At 42.1% G+C, this 20,147-nt stretch carries 22 protein-coding genes; 13 read left to right on the forward strand and 9 right to left on the reverse strand.

The window, feature by feature from the left end; translation table 11 throughout:
* Positions 1-491 precede the first annotated feature (491 nt).
* Genes IQ274_RS18775 through ndhC form a run of 3 tightly spaced genes read right to left on the reverse strand, consistent with a single transcriptional unit; the run spans position 492 to position 2,105 of the window.
* Positions 492-1,022, reverse strand: coding sequence for an NAD(P)H-quinone oxidoreductase subunit J (locus IQ274_RS18775; RefSeq protein ID WP_194143088.1), 531 nt, complete (start codon positions 1,020-1,022; stop codon positions 492-494).
* Complete coding sequence (gene ndhK / locus IQ274_RS18780; protein ID WP_163928486.1) at positions 1,015-1,752, reverse strand: photosynthetic/respiratory NAD(P)H-quinone oxidoreductase subunit K; 738 nt, start codon at positions 1,750-1,752, stop codon at positions 1,015-1,017. The genes IQ274_RS18775 and ndhK overlap by 8 nt, the downstream gene beginning before the upstream one ends.
* Positions 1,743-2,105, reverse strand: coding sequence for a photosynthetic/respiratory NAD(P)H-quinone oxidoreductase subunit C (ndhC, locus tag IQ274_RS18785; RefSeq protein WP_012411797.1), 363 nt, complete (start codon positions 2,103-2,105; stop codon positions 1,743-1,745). The genes ndhK and ndhC overlap by 10 nt, the downstream gene beginning before the upstream one ends.
* Positions 2,106-2,448: 343 nt before the next feature.
* On the opposite strand from ndhC, the gene IQ274_RS18790 reads away from it, so the two are divergent.
* The 6 genes from IQ274_RS18790 (at position 2,449) to IQ274_RS18815 (ending at position 4,918) form a co-directional block, all read left to right on the forward strand.
* Complete coding sequence (locus IQ274_RS18790; protein WP_114080394.1) at positions 2,449-2,784, forward strand: rubredoxin; 336 nt, start codon at positions 2,449-2,451, stop codon at positions 2,782-2,784.
* 232 nt (positions 2,785-3,016) lie between these two features.
* Positions 3,017-4,036, forward strand: a complete 1,020-nt coding sequence (locus IQ274_RS18795; RefSeq protein ID WP_163928485.1) for a photosynthesis system II assembly factor Ycf48 — start codon at positions 3,017-3,019, stop codon at positions 4,034-4,036.
* A gap of 165 nt (positions 4,037-4,201) precedes the next feature.
* Positions 4,202-4,450 (forward strand): cytochrome b559 subunit alpha, encoded by a 249-nt coding sequence (psbE, locus tag IQ274_RS18800; RefSeq protein ID WP_012411800.1) that lies wholly within the window; start codon positions 4,202-4,204, stop codon positions 4,448-4,450.
* Positions 4,451-4,459: 9 nt separating this feature from the next.
* Entirely contained in the window at positions 4,460-4,597 is a 138-nt protein-coding gene (psbF, locus tag IQ274_RS18805; protein WP_012411801.1) for a cytochrome b559 subunit beta, read from the forward strand.
* 8 nt (positions 4,598-4,605) lie between these two features.
* The gene (locus tag IQ274_RS18810; protein ID WP_012411802.1) at positions 4,606-4,728 is read left to right on the forward strand and encodes a photosystem II reaction center protein L; all 123 of its coding nucleotides are present in this window, start codon (positions 4,606-4,608) and stop codon (positions 4,726-4,728) included.
* Between the two features lie 70 nt (positions 4,729-4,798).
* The gene (locus IQ274_RS18815; protein ID WP_012411803.1) at positions 4,799-4,918 is read left to right on the forward strand and encodes a photosystem II reaction center protein J; all 120 of its coding nucleotides are present in this window, start codon (positions 4,799-4,801) and stop codon (positions 4,916-4,918) included.
* A 185-nt stretch (positions 4,919-5,103) separates the two neighbouring features.
* Here the strand turns inward: IQ274_RS18815 and IQ274_RS18820 are convergent, their stop codons facing one another.
* Positions 5,104-5,214 carry a photosystem I reaction center subunit VIII gene (locus IQ274_RS18820; protein ID WP_084227157.1) on the reverse strand — a complete coding sequence of 37 codons (111 nt, stop codon included), beginning with the start codon at positions 5,212-5,214 and terminating at the stop codon, positions 5,104-5,106.
* A 267-nt stretch (positions 5,215-5,481) separates the two neighbouring features.
* Positions 5,482-8,484: a hypothetical protein gene (locus IQ274_RS36610; RefSeq protein WP_228058251.1), complete on the reverse strand. Its 3,003-nt coding sequence runs from the start codon at positions 8,482-8,484 to the stop codon at positions 5,482-5,484.
* Between the two features lie 560 nt (positions 8,485-9,044).
* On the opposite strand from IQ274_RS36610, the gene IQ274_RS18830 reads away from it, so the two are divergent.
* Together IQ274_RS18830 and IQ274_RS18835 are read left to right on the forward strand one after the other, a co-directional pair.
* Positions 9,045-9,242, forward strand: a complete 198-nt coding sequence (locus tag IQ274_RS18830; protein WP_041565682.1) for a hypothetical protein — start codon at positions 9,045-9,047, stop codon at positions 9,240-9,242.
* An 81-nt stretch (positions 9,243-9,323) separates the two neighbouring features.
* Positions 9,324-9,800 (forward strand): Tic20 family protein, encoded by a 477-nt coding sequence (locus tag IQ274_RS18835; protein ID WP_012411806.1) that lies wholly within the window; start codon positions 9,324-9,326, stop codon positions 9,798-9,800.
* A gap of 2 nt (positions 9,801-9,802) precedes the next feature.
* On the opposite strand, the gene IQ274_RS18840 is transcribed toward IQ274_RS18835, so the two are convergent.
* On the reverse strand, positions 9,803-10,576 hold the full coding sequence (locus tag IQ274_RS18840) for a fumarylacetoacetate hydrolase family protein (protein WP_163928484.1): 774 nt from the start codon (positions 10,574-10,576) through the stop codon (positions 9,803-9,805).
* 368 nt (positions 10,577-10,944) lie between these two features.
* On the opposite strand from IQ274_RS18840, the gene rpsF reads away from it, so the two are divergent.
* Positions 10,945-11,295, forward strand: coding sequence for a 30S ribosomal protein S6 (rpsF, locus tag IQ274_RS18845; RefSeq protein WP_012411808.1), 351 nt, complete (start codon positions 10,945-10,947; stop codon positions 11,293-11,295).
* 205 nt (positions 11,296-11,500) lie between these two features.
* A complete protein-coding gene (locus tag IQ274_RS18850) occupies positions 11,501-12,061 on the forward strand; it encodes an Npun_F5560 family protein (RefSeq protein ID WP_114080388.1) in 561 nt (186 codons plus the stop codon).
* A 468-nt stretch (positions 12,062-12,529) separates the two neighbouring features.
* Here the strand turns inward: IQ274_RS18850 and IQ274_RS18855 are convergent, their stop codons facing one another.
* The gene (locus IQ274_RS18855) at positions 12,530-12,862 is read right to left on the reverse strand and encodes an STAS domain-containing protein (RefSeq protein ID WP_114080387.1); all 333 of its coding nucleotides are present in this window, start codon (positions 12,860-12,862) and stop codon (positions 12,530-12,532) included.
* A 488-nt stretch (positions 12,863-13,350) separates the two neighbouring features.
* Here IQ274_RS18855 and IQ274_RS18860 point away from each other — a divergent pair, with 488 nt between their 5' ends.
* Positions 13,351-13,983, forward strand: a complete 633-nt coding sequence (locus IQ274_RS18860; protein ID WP_163928483.1) for a DedA family protein — start codon at positions 13,351-13,353, stop codon at positions 13,981-13,983.
* 130 nt (positions 13,984-14,113) lie between these two features.
* Here the strand turns inward: IQ274_RS18860 and IQ274_RS18865 are convergent, their stop codons facing one another.
* Positions 14,114-15,316, reverse strand: coding sequence for an argininosuccinate synthase (locus tag IQ274_RS18865; RefSeq protein ID WP_114080385.1), 1,203 nt, complete (start codon positions 15,314-15,316; stop codon positions 14,114-14,116).
* 443 nt (positions 15,317-15,759) lie between these two features.
* Between IQ274_RS18865 and IQ274_RS18870 the strand changes: the two genes are divergently transcribed.
* A complete protein-coding gene (locus tag IQ274_RS18870) occupies positions 15,760-16,317 on the forward strand; it encodes a PEP-CTERM sorting domain-containing protein (protein ID WP_194143089.1) in 558 nt (185 codons plus the stop codon).
* A gap of 60 nt (positions 16,318-16,377) precedes the next feature.
* Here the strand turns inward: IQ274_RS18870 and IQ274_RS18875 are convergent, their stop codons facing one another.
* The gene (locus IQ274_RS18875) at positions 16,378-18,738 is read right to left on the reverse strand and encodes a PhoX family protein (protein ID WP_194143090.1); all 2,361 of its coding nucleotides are present in this window, start codon (positions 18,736-18,738) and stop codon (positions 16,378-16,380) included.
* Positions 18,739-19,188: 450 nt separating this feature from the next.
* On the opposite strand from IQ274_RS18875, the gene IQ274_RS18880 reads away from it, so the two are divergent.
* Positions 19,189-20,142: a glycosyltransferase family 2 protein gene (locus tag IQ274_RS18880; RefSeq protein ID WP_194143091.1), complete on the forward strand. Its 954-nt coding sequence runs from the start codon at positions 19,189-19,191 to the stop codon at positions 20,140-20,142.
* The last annotated feature ends 5 nt before the right edge of the window (positions 20,143-20,147 follow it).

The following is a 20,147-nucleotide window of genomic DNA, read 5'->3' on the forward strand; positions in this document are numbered from 1 at the left end:
CCTATGTAAAATCTCAATGCCCGTACCAGCCACCACCGAATCTAGCGCAGCGTTCCCCAGTTGCGTCAATGTTCACAGTTCCAGTTTTTTGTTAACGATCGCACTTGACATTCAAGACAGTCGCTACGAATTACTTCACATCAGGTCGTAATAAAAAAAGTGTTAAATGAGTTTATTACAAGCACAAAATTTTGAGCTACTGAAAAGCTTACGCAATCATACTTACATTTACAACGTCCAAATTTGGCGTATTAAAACTTAACTCACCACTTACCTGTATTCAACTAATAAACCGCCTACACTTATCAAAAATATGAAAGTATAGTCAAATTTCAACTCATCAATATTTGAGTAAACAAAATCCTCTGTGTAAAGTTTTTAAACACTGGATTACAGCAAGTTGTGTCAACCAACTTTATATAAAAACACCAAAAACATAACCCCTCTCCGCCACCGGAAAGGGGTTAATCACTACTGAAATTCAGCAATCTCTAATAAGCATCTTGCAACTCGTAGAAATCAGGCGAGATGTAATCCTTCCGCAAAGGCCAACCCACCCAATCTTCCGGCATCAAAATCCGCTTGAGATTTGGGTGTCCTTCGTAGATAATGCCGTACATATCGTAAGACTCGCGCTCTTGCCAATCTGCGGTCTTCCAAATCCAGTACACAGAAGGCACTACAGGATTTTCCCGTGGTAAGAACACCTTAACTCGAACTTCTTCGGGGCGATCGCTATTATCACCGACTTTAATCAAGTGATACATACTCACCAATTCTTGTCCTGGTCCAAGGTCTATACCACCTTGACACTGGAGATAATTAAACCCATAAGCATAAAGGGCTGTAGCGGTGGGAAGCAAGAAATCTGCCGGCACCTTAATTATCTCTACACCATTCTTATCTGGTGCTAAAAACTCATGGTCAAAGCCATTTTCCGTCAACCACTGGGAAACTTTACCCGCTTGTACCAATGCCTCTTCTTTTTCTGATGGTACTGGTTTAGATTCTTCTTCAGCCACGGGTTTGTTCCTCCTTTTGTGCCTTTGCTGTCAGTAGTGCAGGTGGTATTGGCATACCAATCGCTTCCGCCAATTCCTTTGGTGGTGCAGAGCGAGTATCTGACTGCAAATACTTACCAGTTAAAATTTCTTCCACTGGCTTCAGGTTATGAGTCGTGCTGTAGTAGCGGTGAGTTTGCTTAATTTTATCCCGCTCTTGAATCGACTCATTGGAGATTTTCTTCCGCAGCTTAATGATTGCGTCGATAATTGCTTCTGGACGGGGAGGACAACCAGGCAAGTATACATCTACAGGAATCAGTTTATCGACTCCGCGCACTGCTGTGGGGGAATCAACACTGAACATCCCGCCAGTAATTGTACAAGCTCCCATCGCAATTACATACTTCGGCTCTGGCATTTGTTCATAAAGACGCACCAGTTGGGGAGCCATCTTCATCGTGATAGTCCCTGCCGTAATAATTAAATCGGCTTGGCGGGGGCTAGAACGGGGAATTAGCCCAAAACGGTCAAAGTCAAATCGGGAACCAATTAAAGCTGCAAACTCAATAAAGCAGCAAGCAGTACCAAACAGCAACGGCCACAGACTAGAAAGCCGCGCCCAGTCGTAGAGGTCATCAACCGTCGTCAAAATGACGTTTTCTGAAAGGTCTTGAGTGACATTGGTACGCTCAATGGGGTTGATGATTCGCTGTTTGTCCTGAGTTGTTAAATTAGAATTCAAGACCATTCCAAAGCTCCTTTACGCCATGCGTAAACTAAAGCGACTACAAGAATTGCAATAAAGACTAGCGCTTCAATAAAAGCCAATAGCCCCAAACGGTGGAAAGCTACTGCCCAAGGATACAAGAATACAGTCTCCACATCAAAGACGACGAAGACTAGAGCAAACATGTAGTAACGGATGTTGAACTGAATCCAGGCTCCCCCGATGGGTTCCATACCAGATTCATAAGTAGTGCGACGTTCTGGGGCGTAACCACTAGGTCGTAGGAGCTTGGAAGCTGAGAGCGCTAAGGCAGGTACTAGGCTACAGATTATGAAGAAGCCTAGAAGGTACTCGTAACCGCTGAGGACAAACACAATGAGTATCTACCGCTTATGGAGTATTTTAAGTAGTGACTGGGGGCTGGGGACTGAGGACTGGGAACTGGGGATTGGAGACTGGTAAATCCTTCTGAATTTACAATCCCTTATCCCTAATACAAAATTATTGACTTTATAATTCCCAATTCCCAATCCCTAGTCCCCAATCCCTTCAATTACGTTACTTTCTTTTACATTATATCTGTTTGGTTTTTCTGAAATCTGGGAAACAGATACACTTCAACTATTTAATTAGCTTTTGATAGTGATAGAAAAGCCTAACAATTATGTCATAATTTTTAACGTATATTTAAGAATTCTCCTCTGCGAGGCCCTAGCCATGAGCGAACCAGCTGTTGAGACTCCGGTGTTAGACCGCTACGAGTGTCGCGCCTGCGGTTATGTTTACGAACCTGAAAAGGGAGACGACAAGCATGATATTCCTTCAGGGATACTCTTTGCAGAACTGCCTATAAATTGGCGCTGTCCAGTTTGTAGTGCCAAGAAAACCGCTTTTGCCAACATTGGCCCTGCGGGTACTGCATCCGGTTTCAAAGAAAATCTCGGTTACGGTTTGGGTGTCAATAACCTAACGCCAACCCAAAAGAATATCTTAATTTTTGGCGCTTTGGCCCTTGGCTTCTTGTTTTTTATCAGTCTCTACGGCTTACAATGACAGCCGTTATTTGGGAAACAGGGAGTTATTGTGTAATTAAAATCACATAATTGTGTCGTTTTACCAGTTCCGTAGAGCGGCGATGACCCTCAATACCATATTGGGCTAAGATTTTTTGGGATTTTTGGAAAGCTTTTTAATTCCAAGTCTAAAATCCAAAATCCGAAACTGGTATAAGGTAAACCTTTTAGAGAACACCTACAGAAATTTAGAAACAACTTAAGAAATACTAATGCATTCAATTGTGAAAGGTTGGCAACGAATAGCTGCCTTGTTAATAGTAGTCATCATGTGCATCGGTTGTAGCAAAGTTCCTTCTGTTAGCTACAACCCCTGGAAAGTCATTTCTGTGCCAACAGACTCGAATCTACTGGATATTGCTTTTACTAATAACCCTGAGCATGGCTACTTAGTAGGTAGCAATGCCACCCTATTGGAAACCAATGACGGTGGTAATACCTGGAAACCAATAACACTGCAACTGGATGAGCAAAAGTATCGTTTTGATTCAGTAAGTTTTACAGGTAAAGAAGGCTGGATTGCTGGAGAGCCTGGACTGTTGCTGCATACTACGGATGAAGGTGCTTCTTGGTCACGTATTCCCCTGAGCGAAAAGCTACCAGGTAGCCCGATCGCAGTTAAGGCATTAGCAGACAATACAGCTGAAATGGCTACTGATGTGGGAGCCATATATAAAACTACAGACGGCGGCAAAAACTGGAAAGCCCAGGTGGAATCAGCCGTCGGTGTAGTGCGTAACTTGGAACGTTCTGCTGATGGTAAATATGTTGCCGTTTCTGCCAAGGGTAGCTTCTACTCGACTTGGGAACCAGGACAAGATGCTTGGGTACCTCATAACCGCAACAGTTCTCGGCGGGTAGAAAATATGGGTTTTGCCAACAATGGGCAATTGTGGTTGCTGGCTAGAGGAGGTCAAATTCAGTTTAGTGACCCAACTAAACCTGAAGAATGGCAAGAGGCAAAATATCCAGAGTTAGCCACTAGTTGGGGTTTACTGGATTTGGCATATCGTACACCTGATGAAATTTGGATAGGTGGCGGTAGCGGTAATTTGCTTCGGAGTGGCGACGGTGGCAAAACCTGGGAAAAAGACCGTGAGGTCGAAGAAGTTGCCGCTAATTTGTATAAGATTGTGTTCTTAGAGCCAGAACGGGGATTTATAATTGGCGATCGCGGCGTTTTGCTCAAATATCTCCCGAACCCTGAAACAACTTCTCAAGAAGCGGCTTAATGGGGACTAGGGACTAGGAACTAGGGACTAGGTAAGAGTTTTCCCAATCCCCAATCCCCAATCCCCAATACCTATTTCTGAGAAGAACTTTGCAACTTGTAACTCTTTCTTAACTTTGTAGGATAATAAACTCAATAACACTCTATGTATAAGGTAGGGATCTAAATGTCAGGTACCACTGGAGAACGTCCGTTTTCGGACATCATTACTAGCGTTCGTTACTGGGTAATTCACAGCATCACCATCCCAGCATTGTTTATTGCTGGTTGGCTATTTGTCAGCACAGGGCTGGCCTATGATGCTTTTGGCACACCTCGCCCCAATGAGTATTTCACACCAGCGCGGCAAGAAGTGCCAATTGTGAAGAACCGTTTTGAAGCTAAAAAACAAGTTGAACAATTTATTGGAAAGTAGTTTGAGATCATGACTAGCGGCAATAACATCAATCAACCAGTTACCTATCCAATTTTTACCGTTAGATGGCTGGCAGTACACACTTTAGGTGTACCAACTGTATTCTTTTTAGGCGCGATCGCCGCAATGCAATTTATTCACCGTTAGGAGCAATTATGGTAGAAAGATCGCCCAATCCCAATAATCAGCCGGTTGAACTAAACCGGACTTCGCTATACCTGGGACTACTACTAGTTTTCGTTCTGGGGATTCTGTTTTCCAGTTACTTCTTTAACTAACTGGAACTACTCTTTTTAATCTTTGTTTGTTGAGCGTGTGTTGATTTGTTGTTAAGGGAGGAGAGAAGCTGTGTCTGGAAGTGGGAGAATTCCCCTGTGGGTCGTCGCTACGATCGCAGGTTTAGGTATAATTACAGTCTTGGGCATTTTCTTTTATGGTGCCTACGCCGGACTCGGTTCTTCGATTTAACATTAGTTAGTTTGAACCGAACACTATAAGTTAGGATTTTCTAGCATTTGTTGAGAAATCAACCTTAAAAAAACCGCCTGTCTCTATGAGATAGGCGGTATTAATTTTGGTCAATAGTCATTTGTCCTTTATCCTTTGTCATTTGTTTTTCGCAAATGACTAATGACTAATGACTCATGACTAAATCAGCTGATATCGTCGCTTTCAATGTATAAAAACAGAAATGCGAAGGTTATAGCTGGCAAAACCCAACCAATGATGGGAACGAAGATAGAAGGCAAAAAGGAAGCTGCCATAGTAAAAGTTCCTGCTAAATAACACTACAATTCAAAATGAGCTTACTGCAAATTCTGCCAGATTTTTGAAATTCTAAAGATTTTTAACACAGCCCATCTTGGGAGACAAGGGGGGCAGAGGGCAGGGGAGGCAGAGGGAGAATTCGTAACTCTTAACTCGTCACTCGTCACTCGTCACTCGTCACTCGTCACTCGTCACGGGCTAAACCTTAGCTATCCGCTAACGGAACTGTTTTGCCCAATCCCCAATTTCCCTTCATCCCTGAGTTACATACCCAGTAGTTCATCTAGCTGCAAGTTTGGCAAGTCTGGAGGAATTACAGTCCTTACTGTTGTGACTTTATGGCTCTCTTGTTGGGTTGTCAAATCAAGTGCGATCGCTTCTATGCGAATTTCTAAACAGCCAAAAGGAATCTTTAATTGTGTCATTACTTCCAAGCCTCCCAATACACTAGGTAGTAAATTTGTCAATAAATGGGGCCCATCTAGTAACCAGCGAGTTTGATAATCTTCAACCCATAACTTCACAACTACTTGGGGAGGTACTTCAGGCAGTACTACGCGCACTATGATCAACTTGTCGGCGATTAGTTCGCCTTCTGGTAGATACAGTTGCGGAATTGGCAAAGGCTCAATGGCTCCCGCACTTATGGATAGAGAAGGGGATAAACCTAACAATGGTTGCTTATCTTCTTCTAACAAGTAATTATTCGTTGTATCGGCTTCTAGTTCACTATCTGTATCATCTACAACGATTTCTTGCGCCAACCAAGCTGACGCTATATTTACTTTTATCGGAGGAGGGGGAGGCGGTAGTTGTCTTACCAGAGCCATTGAAAGTGTTGGTTCAGATACTTTTTCTACCACCGGATCTTCCACTGTCTCTAGATCAGCTTCATTTGCTGTGTCTGCATCTTCCCCTAAGTTCTCAAGATCAAAAACCGACTCTTGGCCTTCTTCCCACGTCCCTGTGGCATCATCCAGGCTTAATGGCAAATCGACATCAACATCGGGAGTTCCAGCACTCAGAAAAAGCTGAGTCTGCTGGCCTGGAACATTGCGATCGTAGTTTTGAGATTCCAGTTCATTGATGGATTCAGGCAAAGAGTATCCTTGGCTCTGCATCCACTTCCTCAGTAAGGGAGATGAGTACAGATTGCCTGTTGTAATGAATTGTGAATTCGGCTGGGCTTCTACCTCAGCAACAGATTCTTCCTGGAATTGTGCATTTGGCTGGGTTTCTATCTCAGCAACAGATGCTTCCTGAAATTGTGCATTTGGCTGGGTTTCTATCTCAGCAACAGATTCTTCCTGAAATTGTGCATCATGTAGCACTAATTCCGGTATATTTTCATCCTCAGCGACAATTGCGTCTAATTGTGGCAATTCTTCAGCCGCTTCACCTTCCAATGTATCTGGAGGGACATTATTTTTTACTTCTTCTTCTGCATCACCTGGCAAAGCTTGTACCCGTCTCAAGTATGGAAAAGTTGTATCGAGGATTGACATTCGACGTTGCTTGATAACTAGCTGCTCCAAGTTGATAGCAGCTATAGTTGTATCCTTTTCTAGAAGTTCCTCTTGTGTAGGGAATTCTGCAATAACATCTGTGTGAGGGTTAGCATCGATTTGAAGAGGCGGCAATTTCGGTAATTGAGGCGAATTGCCTGAACTTTTAGATTTCCGCAGAGTGGTTTCTCGCAGAACTTGCAGGTTAATTGGCGGCGGTAGGGCTGTATTTGGAGATGGATTGAGTATTTGGGACTGATCTGTTTTTGAAATCTTGACCAGATTGAATAGTTTTAAATCGATCCTCACGGCGGTCTCTGGCTCTGTGGAAGCATCAGGCGAGTCCGATGGGGCTATAGGGTCATTTAAGGATGTACTAGGTTTTGCTGCGGCTGTTATTGCCAGTAATTCTGTTACATCTGCTGTAATTGTGAAGGACTGGCTGGCTAACCTTATAATTTCATCAACATCGGCGTATCGACCATACAAACTGATATCTGCCAAAATTAACTTCGATTCAAAGTCAGCAGGAATATCAATTGAGGTATTGATGGTGAAGGGTAACTCCTGGTCTGGTAAGTGTCGTATCTGAGTCAAGATTTCCGACTCTAGGGGCGATCGCAGTTCAATTCCTAGTTCAAGTGCCTGCAAGCTTTTTGGAGATAATGTTTCACCCTGCTCTAAATTTGTCTTGTCTTTAAGTTCTATGCGCCCATTGATTGTAAGAGCTTGTCCCCAACGAGCAATATAACTATCTCGATCTAAAGTTAACAATAATGGTGGTTCTGCTGCTGGCGAATCTGTAACCTCTTCATCATTCAGAAGCAGTTCAGAATCGGGTAAAGCTAAATCTATTAAATTTTGTAAAATTTGCTCTGCCGTCTCACCTTTGAGCCATACAGGACTCACAGGATCATCGATAACTATATCTTTTTCCGCTTCATCTGGAACAACTGTGGTAGCCAATTCTGCCGAAACTGCGATCGCTTCATCTAAAGTAATTACAGGTTCTTCTGGGGCTGCATCCAAGTTCTCTTTATCTGGAACAACTGTGGTAGCAGAGTTGCTATCTGTAGCAATTTCCAGTTCTGCCGAAACTGCGATCGCTTCATCTAAAGTAATTGCATGTTCTTCTGGAACTGCATCCAAATTCTCTTCATCTGGAACAACTGTGGTAGCCAATTCTGCCGAAACTGCGATCGCTTCATCTAAAGTAATTACAGGTTCTTCTGGGGCTGCATCCAAGTTCTCTTCATCTGGAACAACTGTGGTAGCCAATTCTGCCGAAACTGCGATCGCTTCATCTAAAGTAATTGCAGGTTCTTCCGGGGCAGTATCCAAGTTTTCAGAAACAGTATCAGCCTGATTAAGTAAATTTGACTCTAGATTTTTCCTTTGCTCTGCCTCTTCTTCCTCGGACAATACTTTAATTTGGACACTGTATTGCCAAGATTTACCGAGTAAATCCGACATCAAATCGCCGTTACAGCGCAACTCCCAAACTCCCGCATCAAAGTAAGTAAAGGGAATTACCGCCATTAAGCCTTCTGAATTAGTGCGACGCGATCGCTTGAAAATTCGCCGCGTTGGTTGAACTTCCTGAGTTGAAGAGTGAGTTACCCGCACTTCCACGTCTGTATTCGAGAGGCTAGAACGAGCCAAAACTCTATACTGCCCTTCCAAAATTTCTAAATTTGGCGATTCTAGGATATGCCACGAGCGAGCGCCTTGTTTCTGTATCAGAAATTGCCAGTGTTCCATTGTGAGTGATGCCCAGACCGACGAGCCTCTGAGTAATATTGTGTATTAACTTGCTTGCAAGTTTACCCCAGTATTTTGTAAATGTACCCCTTAAATAGCTATCTAGTTAACTCCGTTTTACCGGAAAATTCAATGGATCGCCGTGTTGCTTGTGTGTAAAGCTTTTGTTGTTTCCTGAATATTAACTTTGGCACTCTCCACGGCTAAATTAACAGGAATACAATGGACACCGTTGGCTGTCTATGATCAAATTAATAGGAATATTTTTGTATCATTTTTTACTATAAATGTCAAATTTGCAATAGACACAACATACAATAAAAATTAAGATTCACTTGACAATTGTTCTTGAATTGTGGTTTTCCACTTTTTTGCTACAAAAAGGAAGGTAGGATGTGGCTCTTAAATGTGATTTGCGATCGCCTCTGGCAGATGCAAAGCGTCATCGCAAATCCACAGTTAATCGCGTAGCACGCGCCCAACTTACCTGAAGCGGTTCAAAGAAGTATCCTCACCTGAGTGAAATGTAGGTGACAATAAGGATTTACAGGAGGGATTCGATGCTAGTCATTTTGATGGACGAGCAAATCCTTGCCCCTGAGCAAGTTTGCCAGTCTTGTTTACTCGCTGACAGGAGCGGTCAACCCCGTTGGCGTGGAGGTGAACTACGCTGTGGTCAAGCCATTCGCAAACTTACTCAACAGCAGCCAGACCAGTATGAGTGCATGATGGGCTTTCGCATTGCCCATATAGAATAGTTTAATTTACCAGCAAGACCAAGTAACTGCGTTATCCTAAGCTCAAGTAACTATATAAATTTAACCACAGGAGAACGCATAATGTCTTGGCGCGGGTCTACAACGGTTTCAGATAGAATTTTTGCTTGTTTGCCTTATTTGCTTCCTCTGATTGAGGTTTTTGTATTTGGTAGATATTTGCTATCAGATTTTCCACCGCTACAACTACTGTTTCTGCCGCTTCTGCCATTGTTGAGAATTTACTACGGCGTGCGTTATGCAGGAATGATTATTTTCTTTGCTTTATTTTTACTAGTAGTCAGAAACGAAAAAATTAGTCACTTTATTCGTTTCAACACCATGCAAGCAATCCTTTTGGACATCATTATCTTTTTGTTTAACATCCTCACTGATGTTGTGGGACTAGTTCCCGTTGGTGGTTTTGCAATCCAAACTCTATCCACAACCATTTTTATCGGCATAGTGGGAGCAGTTGCATATTCAGTAATCCAGTCTGTAAGCGGGCGTTATGCAGAAATCCCAGCGATTTCCGATGCAGTGTACATGCAAGTACGCTAGTCTTAACGAGCCACTATGGTATTTTCCAGGCGACCAATACCTTCAATTTCGACGCGGACGCGATCGCCTGGGTGTAATTGATTTACACCCTCTGGTGTACCTGTAAGTATCAAATCACCAGGTAGTAGCGTCATCACCTGGCTAATGTAGGAAACTAAAACATCAGGGGAAAATACCATCTGATCGATACAGGCAGATTGAACTGGGTTAACATCGTCATTCACAAAAGTCTGCAATCTCGCTCCTGGATTTAGCTCCCGCACAATCCAAGGGCCCAAAGGACAGAAAGTATCAAAACCTTTAGCTCGCGTCCATTGAGCATCCAGTTTTTGTAAATCCCGCGCTGTTACGTCATTGGCGATGGTGTAGCCCCAAATTTTTGTTTGGGCTACCTCTGGTGTACATTCAAAAGCGTAATCGCCAATCACTAATGCTAACTCTCCTTCGTAGTCAACTCTTTGTGACTGGGGAGGGTACTTAATTTCTCTCTCAGATGGAATGATAGTCGTGGGTGGCTTGAGAAAAATTAGTGGTTCAGAAGGTACTGGAGTTCCCATTTCGGCTGCATGTTCTGCATAATTCTTACCCACCGCCACAATTTTTGAGGGAGCGCAAGGAGCCAGAATTTGATAATTTTCTGGTGTCAAAATTAAATCAGTTGGTTGTCCTTGTAACCAGGGCGGAGCATCTAGCACCTGCACATTGAGGGATAGTTGTAGTATCCCATAGTAAATCTGTCCTTCTTGATTTTGAATTCGCACGTAGCGCTGTGCCATAACCTTGATGAATATCCTTTTATCTGCGATTAGAAACTTTGAGCGGGAGTAATTCTCAGTTAGCTTTTTAGCAAACCAATTTAGCGTTGAGCCTGAAAGCCGCTATAGATGTCCTTAGAGAAAGATACGTTGTCCTCACTCCCCTTGCTGGTCAGTGAGAGGCTCTGGAGGTAGCCTTACGACCTAGTTTTCATTAGGGACATCCAAAATATACAAACTTCGGCGATTTGGCTAATGATTCAAATTGAAAACTGGTAAGATTATAGTTCCTTGTTGCTTCCGATGTTGATTAATACTAGTATTTTAAATTTAAATCAAGTATAAATTGATGTCAGCAACCTTTTTTGTCCATAAGGAAACTGGAAAATATGACTACAAATTACGAAACAATGTACATCCTCCGTCCCGACCTAGGAGACGAACAGGCAGAGCAAGCAATTACTAAATATCAGAATTTGCTTCGTGACCAAGGCGCTGAGGATATCCAAATTCAAAATCGTGGTAAGCGTCGTCTAGCTTATGAAATCAAAAAACACCGCGATGGGATCTATATCCAGTTAAACTACACTGCGCCTGCAACTGCGATCGCTCCTTTTGAACGCGCTATGCGCTTGAGTGAAGAAGTGATTCGCTATTTGACAATTAAGCAGGATATCGCAGAGGAAAAACCCCCTAAAGAGGAAAAGGAAAAGCCCACTAAAGTAGCTGCAACCGTCTAAGGAGCAGGGAGTATAGGGCGGGGAGCAGAAAAGCTGTTTTAGTAAATCTTTCCCCAATTCCCAATTTCCATTCAGTAAAATTTTGTCTTCTTCTTTTTTCGTAACTTAATTGGGAATGCTAAATTAACAAATACTTGCCAAAGGTAGTACTCCCGCAGTTATACCTAAGAGTGGACAAGATTCTGAATGGGAGCTGTAAGCTACTGTGAGCCAATCTGATACACCAAATATTCAAGTTCTCTCTACGGAAGTTTCGCAGCTACGCCAAGAGCTGCAACTCCGCGATCAATTAGTGCAACAACTATCTCAAGAACTCTTCCGGCTAGTAAAGGGTAATACTAGTTTTATGCCCCAGCAGCCGGATCTTGAGCGCGATCTGAGCCAGTTACAGGCATTACAAGAACAACTCCAAGCTGTTGAGCAGCAGGTGGCGTTCTACCAAGAGCAAATTACAACTCGTGACTCCGAAATTTATCAATTGCGACAGTCAGTCCAAGAACTTACAGATCGCACTCGGATGTTAGAGCAAGTAGTACAAGAGTTGCCTCAAATTTACCGTCGAAAGTTTGAGGAGCGGATGACACCAGTGAGAGAAAAAGTAGCAATGCTACAACGAGAAAATCGCAAACTGCAAGCAGAACTGCAAAGTGTGAGTTACCGTTTAGCACTCAAAACTCGCAATGCTAGTCACAGTGGAATTGATTTGCCAAATTTTCCCCGCCCAGCGTCGGAACAAACTAATCTTTCAACTCCCCAGAATGCCTAAAGTTACCATTATGGTGGAATCGAAGAGGTAAGAAATTGTCATAGCAAAGCATCTTGGAGACATCCAAGTAATACATTTAAGGTAAAAATCACTATAGAGTTAGAAATAACGCAAAGGCTAATATTCTAACCTTTCTTACCTCTTGCTTCCTTGCGTTAGTTGCGTCGGATTTAGAGCAATTAGCTTCGAGTAATTTAATGGTGCTAGGGAGAATGCAATTCTTTGCATTTTCTTTGACTGATTTTGGTAATTTTCCGCTTTTCTATGTCGTTAAGACCACCTAGATCAAAGCCATGAGTTTTCCTTAACATTTCATTATCTAGATAATATAAAAAATCAGCCTGCTAGCACCAGACTGTTATCTTTGACGAGTGAGAATATTTGGGGAAATGTGAAAAAATGCAAATATTGATTGACTCTACCATCCATCTAAAGGTAGATTTATTATCTAAGCCTGCTAGCACCAGACTAAATATCTTCGCCAGTAAAAATGTCTTCGTAAGTGGGAAAAATTTCAAACACTGTATCTAGCTGGGTAAGTTCCAAAATTAGCCGTACAGGAGTTTGCACGTTGCATAGAACTAAACGGCAACCGCTCTGACGTGCAGCTTTCAACCCTTTGACTAAAGGAACTAACCCAGAACTGTCCATGAAATTAACTTTTGCTAAGTCAATAACCCAGAGTTGATGAGCTTGAGGCACTACTCCAGCCATCTGTTCACTCAAAGCCTTTCCGCCTTCTAAATCTATGCTTCCTTGGGGTTTAAACAAAATAACTTGAAGTTCTTGTGTGAGAATCATAAATTCAACAGGGTAATTGAACACTTGACTAAAAATCGAAAAATGACATAAATACCTCTTCTCTTTCAAAGGCAAAATGACTGTTTTCCCTAGATATTTAGGGGATTGCAGCCTTGCAATTGAAAGTAATTATTTCAGTATTCATGTCGTATAATTTGTGATAACTTTCATAAATATAGGCATAAGGACTTCATAATTTCGGTATCAATCGTATCTTTTACGAAATTTTTATAATTTAACCAGAGATATATAAATTTTTTGTAATTTCTTTTTATTTATTTTTAAATAAAATTAACTTGTGCTAGGAAATGCTAAGATTTATACAGTTAATACTCAAAAATTAATAGTTTCCATAGGAGTATGAACTATGGATTACTCAGAATTAAACTAATGACCGAATAAGTCAATGTAGCGGTTTGATTGACACCCCGCCCAAAAACAAGCAAAGATATAGTAAAAGTAAAAATTTGTAAAGACGGCGGTGCGGAATGTCTTTAGAGCTGATTTCACTAGAAAATATCCAGGAATTGGCCCATAATTACGGGTATTGGGCAATTTTTTTGGGAATTTTGCTAGAAAATTTAGGCATTCCCCTTCCTGGTGAAACCGTGACCCTTGTGGGCGGGTTTTTAGCTGGCAGCGATGAACTAAATTACTGGCTGGTTCTCGGTGACGCAATTATGGGTGCGGTAATTGGCGGCACTTGTGGCTATTGGATTGGTAGAGTTAGCGGTTGGCCTTTTCTGGTAAAAGTTGGTAGCATATTTCGGATTTCTGAAGTACGGTTGCTGACTATTAAAGATCAATTTAGTCAAAATTCTGCTAAAGCTGTATTTTTCGGACGTTTTTTAGCATTATTGCGAGTTTTTGCGGCACCATTAGCTGGTATAGCCGAAATGCCTTTTGGAAAATTCTTTTTATACAATTTGTTAGGAGCAGTTGCTTGGGCTAGTTTGATGGTGACATTAGCTTTTTTTGCTGGCAAAATTGTCTCTTTAGAACAATTGGTTGCTTGGGTAGGTCAATTTGCGATCGCAGCTTTACTAATCATCACTGCCTTAATTGTTGTACCCCTGTGGCTAGAGTCTCGCCAAGTTAAAGAAGCTAGTAGTGAAGAGTAAAAAGTGAGGAGTTAGGAGTAAAGTAAAAAGTTATTTTTTGAATTTTTACTTTTGTATTTTGCATTTTAACTCCTAACTCTGCCGATTTTAGATTTCTCCTTCAATCCAAAATCTAAAATTGAATTGACTCCTAACTTTTTATTTGCCGTGACCAAATGCGAGTTGGTAGTCCCCAAACATAGATAAAACCTTCAGCAGCTTTATGGTCAAACTGGTCATCGGCTCCATAGGTTGCCAAATCAGGAGTATAGAGGGAATTATCGCTCGAACGCCCAACTATCGTGGAGTTACCCTTGAATAGCTTTACTCGCACAGTGCCAGAGACTCGCTCTTGTGTCTTTTGAATAAAGGCATCTAGTGCAACTTTGAGTGGACTATACCACAAACCGTTGTAGACGATTTGGCTATAAGTTTCTTCAATGCCACGCTTGTAATGAGTGACATCTGCCGTCAATGTCAAGCTTTCTAAATCCCGATGTGCCTGGATTAGCACTAACATCGCGGGTGATTCGTAGATTTCCCGCGATTTGATGCCAACCAGACGGTTTTCAATCATATCTATCCGTCCAACGGCGTGATTTCCTACAAGCTGATTGAGTTCTTCAATTAGCTCAACTGGCTGTTTAGCTATGCCGTTGATGGTTGTGGGAATACCACCGTGGAAACCAATTTCGATGTACTCTGGCTCGTTAGGAGTGTCAGCGATCGCTTTGGTCATCTCATAAATTTCTTCTGGTGGCTCAAATGACGGATCTTCGAGTAAACCAGCTTCAATGCTACGACCGAGCAAATTTTTGTCAATGCTGTAGGGAGAAGATTTTTTGACTGGTGAGGGGATACCAAACTTCTCACCATAAGCGATGGTTTCCTCACGGCTCATACCCCATTCTCTGGCTGGTGCGAGGATTTTCAGATTGGGGTTCAGCGCGGTTACAGAGACATCAAAACGAACCTGATCGTTACCTTTGCCGGTGCAACCGTGAGCGATCGCATCAGCACCATATTTTTCAGCCGTTTCTACTAATATCTTAGCGATCAGTGGACGGGCAAGAGCAGTTCCTAGAGGATAACGATTTTCATAAAGTGCGTTGGCTTGAATCGCTCCAAAAGCGTAATCTTTAACGAAGCTGTCTTTGACATCCGCCACGAGTGATTCACTTGCACCTGATTTCAGAGCTTTTTCTCGAATTGGCTCTAATTCATCTCCCTGACCTAAATCTGCTGCTAGGGTAATCACCTCTTCCACACCCCACTCCTGTTTGAGGTAAGGGATGCAAACGGAAGTATCCACTCCACCAGAATATGCCAGGACAACCTTTTTGGCGCGACCCATTAATTTCTCCACTTAGGACAACAAAGAATGAGTCATTATTATATCTGAACTAACCCAGGTATATTTTATTCATGCAACAACCTATAGAAGGATTTAGAAGTTAGGAGTCATAATTACGGTTCACTCTCGTGGAAGTTTACTTATAAAGCGATCGCTTGTATGTAAATATTTTTAAGCCAGTTTTGAACGTCTCAATATTTTTAATGAGATTAATGGAAAATATTTTTTCTTTTCAAGAAATGTTGATAATCAGCTTCAAATATCAACATAGCCTACTGTAAATATGGAATAAGTTTACACAACTTTTATATATAGCTGACAAACTTGAAGATTTAACCACGATCATCTTTTGTTTATTATTTCTTAACCTATATACATAGGTTGAAAGTTTATTTAAGTGAAATTACAGAATTAATCATTTTTTAGCTTCGGAGCATTGTCTGATGAAATTAGCTAAAGATATTAGCATTGCTACTTTTGCTGTTGCTATCTCGGTTGCTACTATTGCTAAACCGACGCAAGCTGCCTTGGTTAATTATGGTTTCACCGTGAATGCGACATCTGGCGATAATCTCGGTCAATATTTCGGCTCTTTTCAATATGATGACTCGACCTTAACCGGCATAGGTGAGGAAACCCTAGGTGTTAGCAATGGATTATATGTTACGTTTGACTACTTGGGTACTCAATATACAGAGGCAAGTGATTTTGATTACCCATTATCTCCTGTAGTCAGCTTTACAGATGGCAACCTGTCAGGACTGAGCTATTTAGTTGAAGATCAGTTTTTCATTGGGAATGATCCAGGTAATCCAAATACAGAAGGAACAAAATTTTATAGTATTTTGAGTGCTGACTTATTGTCTACAACAGAGGTGGGTACAGTAAGCTACTCTAAGAGTACACCCGTACCAGAACCGATGACTATTATTGGTATAGCGATCGCAGGAGCTATGGCGTTGGGGATGAAACGCAAGAAAAAACTATCTGGAGTGAATTAGTAGCGCTACCTTGGAAATCAATGTAGAGACATTATAAATAACGTCTCTACATTCGTAATACTAAGTAAAATTACCAGTATGATTCTTACGTTTGATGCCAATTACAGATGGTTTAGGAAAGCTTCTAGGTTGACCTTTACCACCGTCAGCAGTTGGGATGTTACTTGGCCAACTACTACCACGAGGCACTATCCGAGCCTGATTGAATGTAACACCACTCAAATCCAGTAATTCAATATCACGACTCAAAATCGTACCATCGTTAATTGGGCTATCTTCGCCAGGATGCTGGACGGAAATAATAAGCGTATCTCCCACAAAAGTTGGCCCGGTCATCTCACAACGCACTGGGCCATGAGCAAAGGGTATTACCTCTCCCGCATTAGCACCAGTAGTAGGAATGTAGAATAGCCAGTTATTACCGAAAACTCCTGTGAAGTTAGAAACATTACCACTGGCTGTGTGGTCGATGGTAGTTACAGTACCGGCAGCACCAACATTAAAGCCATTGTGAGTGGTGGTAGACATATCTGTCACACCCCAAACATTTGCTTTATTGTCGAACACTAGGTTATCTACATTAGCAAAACCAGCACCAGAAATTGATCCGGCTTCTCCACCCTGAGCAAATCTCTGCCAACGGAAGGTTAGACCAGTACCATCGGCACTATCTTCAATAAGCTTGTACAATCCCCCTGATTGTTGCGTTGCGTTGACATTTGTACTCAACTTGGCAACTTGGAAAATGCGTGAATCTGGATAACCGTCGCTTCCCGGCGCACCATCAGTATAAGCAATGAAGACTTCTTTGGTAGCCGGATGCACTTCTATATCTTCTGGACGTGCTGTGGGAGTTCCGCCAGCCAAATTCGCTGCTAAGAAAGCATCAACGAGAATAGCACCCTGGGAAGTGTAGAAGTCAGATAGCTTCTTACCTTGATAATCAGGTAGTCTATCAGCTTCATTGGTGCGATCGACTGCGAGGGAACCACCATCTGTAGTTTGACCTGCAATACCATTGCGTTTTGGTAGGGGTAAAAGACCATTTCTTTGAGCCGAACCCAAAGCAGCAAATTCTACAGAAGAAATTACCGATGGCGGAATGGGATTGCTGGGAGTAGTTAAACGTAACGGTATCCATTGACCCGTACCATTTGGATTGTAACGGGCGACATACAACGTACCACTTTCCCACAAACTGCTGTTGGCTTTGCTGGTTGGGGAAGAAATAATACCTGCACTGACAAATTTCCAGGTGTGTCCCCCGCGTCTGTCATCACCCATATAGGCAATTAATGGTTTCTTAGCTTCAGCACGGATGGCAACGTTTTCATGGCGGAAACGACCCAACGAAGTATGTTTGCGAGGGCGGAAATTCGGATTAACGGGATCAATTTCGACAATCCAACCGTATTTTTCACCAACTAAACCGAAGGTCTTACCAGTAGTGCCATCGATGTAACCTGTTTGAGTACCATTAGGGGTAACTGGTTCTGTGACACCAACAAAAGATCCTACACTGCCTTGAAAATTTTCTTCAGCACTTAAAATAGTTCCCCAAGGAGTTGTACCGCCAGAGCAGTTATAGCCAGTGCCAATAATTTTGTTACCCAATCCATCGGAGGAGAGGTTAAATACTTGGGTTGCAGCTGGGCCAGTTGCGATGAGATAGTTTTGATCGCCTTTTTGGTAGCTACGACTTCCCCAAAAAGTGACATTTTTATATTCATCACTCCTTTGGCTATTAATTCCTAACCCAGAAAGACCATGAAGGCGGCGATTCCTCGCATCACCTTTAACCACAGCATAGCGGTTACTGGAATTACGTCGGGAGATGCGGACGATTGAGCCGCCTAAGTTATATAGTGCTTCGCCGTCAAATTCAATATTTCTAGTGGAAGGTAAAGCCCAGCCAATTACTGATTCAAAGGTAGTAGGCAATCCTTTAACATCAGCAGGAGCTTCTGGTGCTAGATCAGAAAAAGGAAAACTCACGTATTCGTGATTGACCCACAAATAGCCTACATCGTTGGTTCTGCCGAGAGGAATAAAACCCGTATAATCGTTGTTGTAACCGAAATAATCTTCAGGGTTAGGAAAGACGCGATCGCCCCAGCTGATAATTACATAACGTTCATACTCTGGTGGCACTACCACATCATCAACTACGTTGTAGCTATTTAACTTCGCATTTGCAGATGGATTAATTACCTGTCCTTGACCAATTGCCGTTGGCAAAAAACTTTTTTGCTGTCTATAAATCGGTAAGGGATGGGGTAAGCGCACTGGTGTAAAGCTTAGTCGTCTGTTATTTGCTCCTGCAATTTTAGAAACACCATCTAGAATTGTGTCTCCCAATACAGCAGCACCAGCACTGCCAGCAAAAAATATTAAAATTTGTCTGCGACTTAATTTAGACATCAAACTCTCCTCTGTTGTGACATAAAAAATTTAGTAGAGGCAAATCTTGATTACTGGCAGAAAAAGCCATCAATTATTTACGTGAAATGCCACAGATTTTGAACAGTAAGTAACCTGTTATTAACAAAAGGTTGTTTGCTATTTAGGTTACATAACTAGACAAAAAGTTTTAAGTTTGTCATATAATCTAATGACCAAAAATTAACATCAGGTTATATGTTGATTAATGGAGATTTATCAAACAGAATTCAGGAGTCAGAAGTCAGAAGTCAGAATGAATTCTGCCTTGTTAAATAAACTTACTTTGAGAATTTTCGGGCGGATACCAATTAGAGATGGTCGGGGAATACCTATAAAAATTATTTCCTTTGACATTTTCTTAACCAGAATCAGCTAAGGAACAGTGTCAGCGCCTCATCTGTCCTATTCTGGAGATGGATAAATAATGTTGTGGGTGAGACTGTGTTTTTCAGCGTTGTGATACCGACTTATAATCGCCAACCGATCTTAGAAAAGTGCCTCCGCGCCTTGGAGGTGCAAGAGTTAAACCAGCCAACTTCGGTTACTGATTACGAAATTGTCTTGGTGGATGATGGTTCTACTGATGGCACATTGGAGTGGTTGGCAGAACACAAAGAAGAGTTTCGCCATGTGCGATGGTTTCAGCAAGATCATGCTGGCCCAGCTGCGGCTCGGAATTTGGGAGTAAAAGAGGCGCTGGGAGACACAATTATCTTTATTGATAGTGATTTAGTAGTGCTGAATAATTTCTTGCAAGCTCATGGGAACGCCCTAGTGCAGGGAAAAGAGAAATTGGGGAGCGATCGCTTTTTTACTTACGGTGCAGTTATTAATACTTGTAATTTCAATAACCCAACGGCTGAACCCTACAAAGTTACAGATTTTTCAGCGGCTTTTTTTGCTACGGGAAATGTAGCAATTCCTAAACATTGGTTAGAGAAAGCGGGGCTTTTTGATACCGGCTTTCAACTCTATGGCTGGGAAGATTTAGAATTGGGTGTGCGGCTGAAAAAACTAGGTTTGACACTAATTAAATGTCCAGAAGCCGTAGGATATCACTGGCATCCAGCATTTAACTTAGAGCAAATTCCCCGATTGATTGACCAAGAAATTCAACGCGGACGGATGGGAGTTTTATTTTATCAGAAGCATCCCACATGGGAAGTGCGAATGATGATTCAAATGACTTGGCTACATCGCTTACTTTGGGGACTTTTGTCCCTCAATGGCGCACTTAATGAACGGACAATGGCTCCGTTTTTGCAATGGCTAATTAATTTAGGCAAACCGCAATTAGCTTTAGAAATTGCTCGAATTTTTCTCAACTGGTACAACGTGAAGGGTGTCTATGAAGCCTATGCCGAAATGCAGCAAGCATCGTGATTAAA

This window comes from Nostoc sp. LEGE 12447, from assembly GCF_015206985.1.
GTDB lineage: Bacteria > Cyanobacteriota > Cyanobacteriia > Cyanobacteriales > Nostocaceae > Nostoc.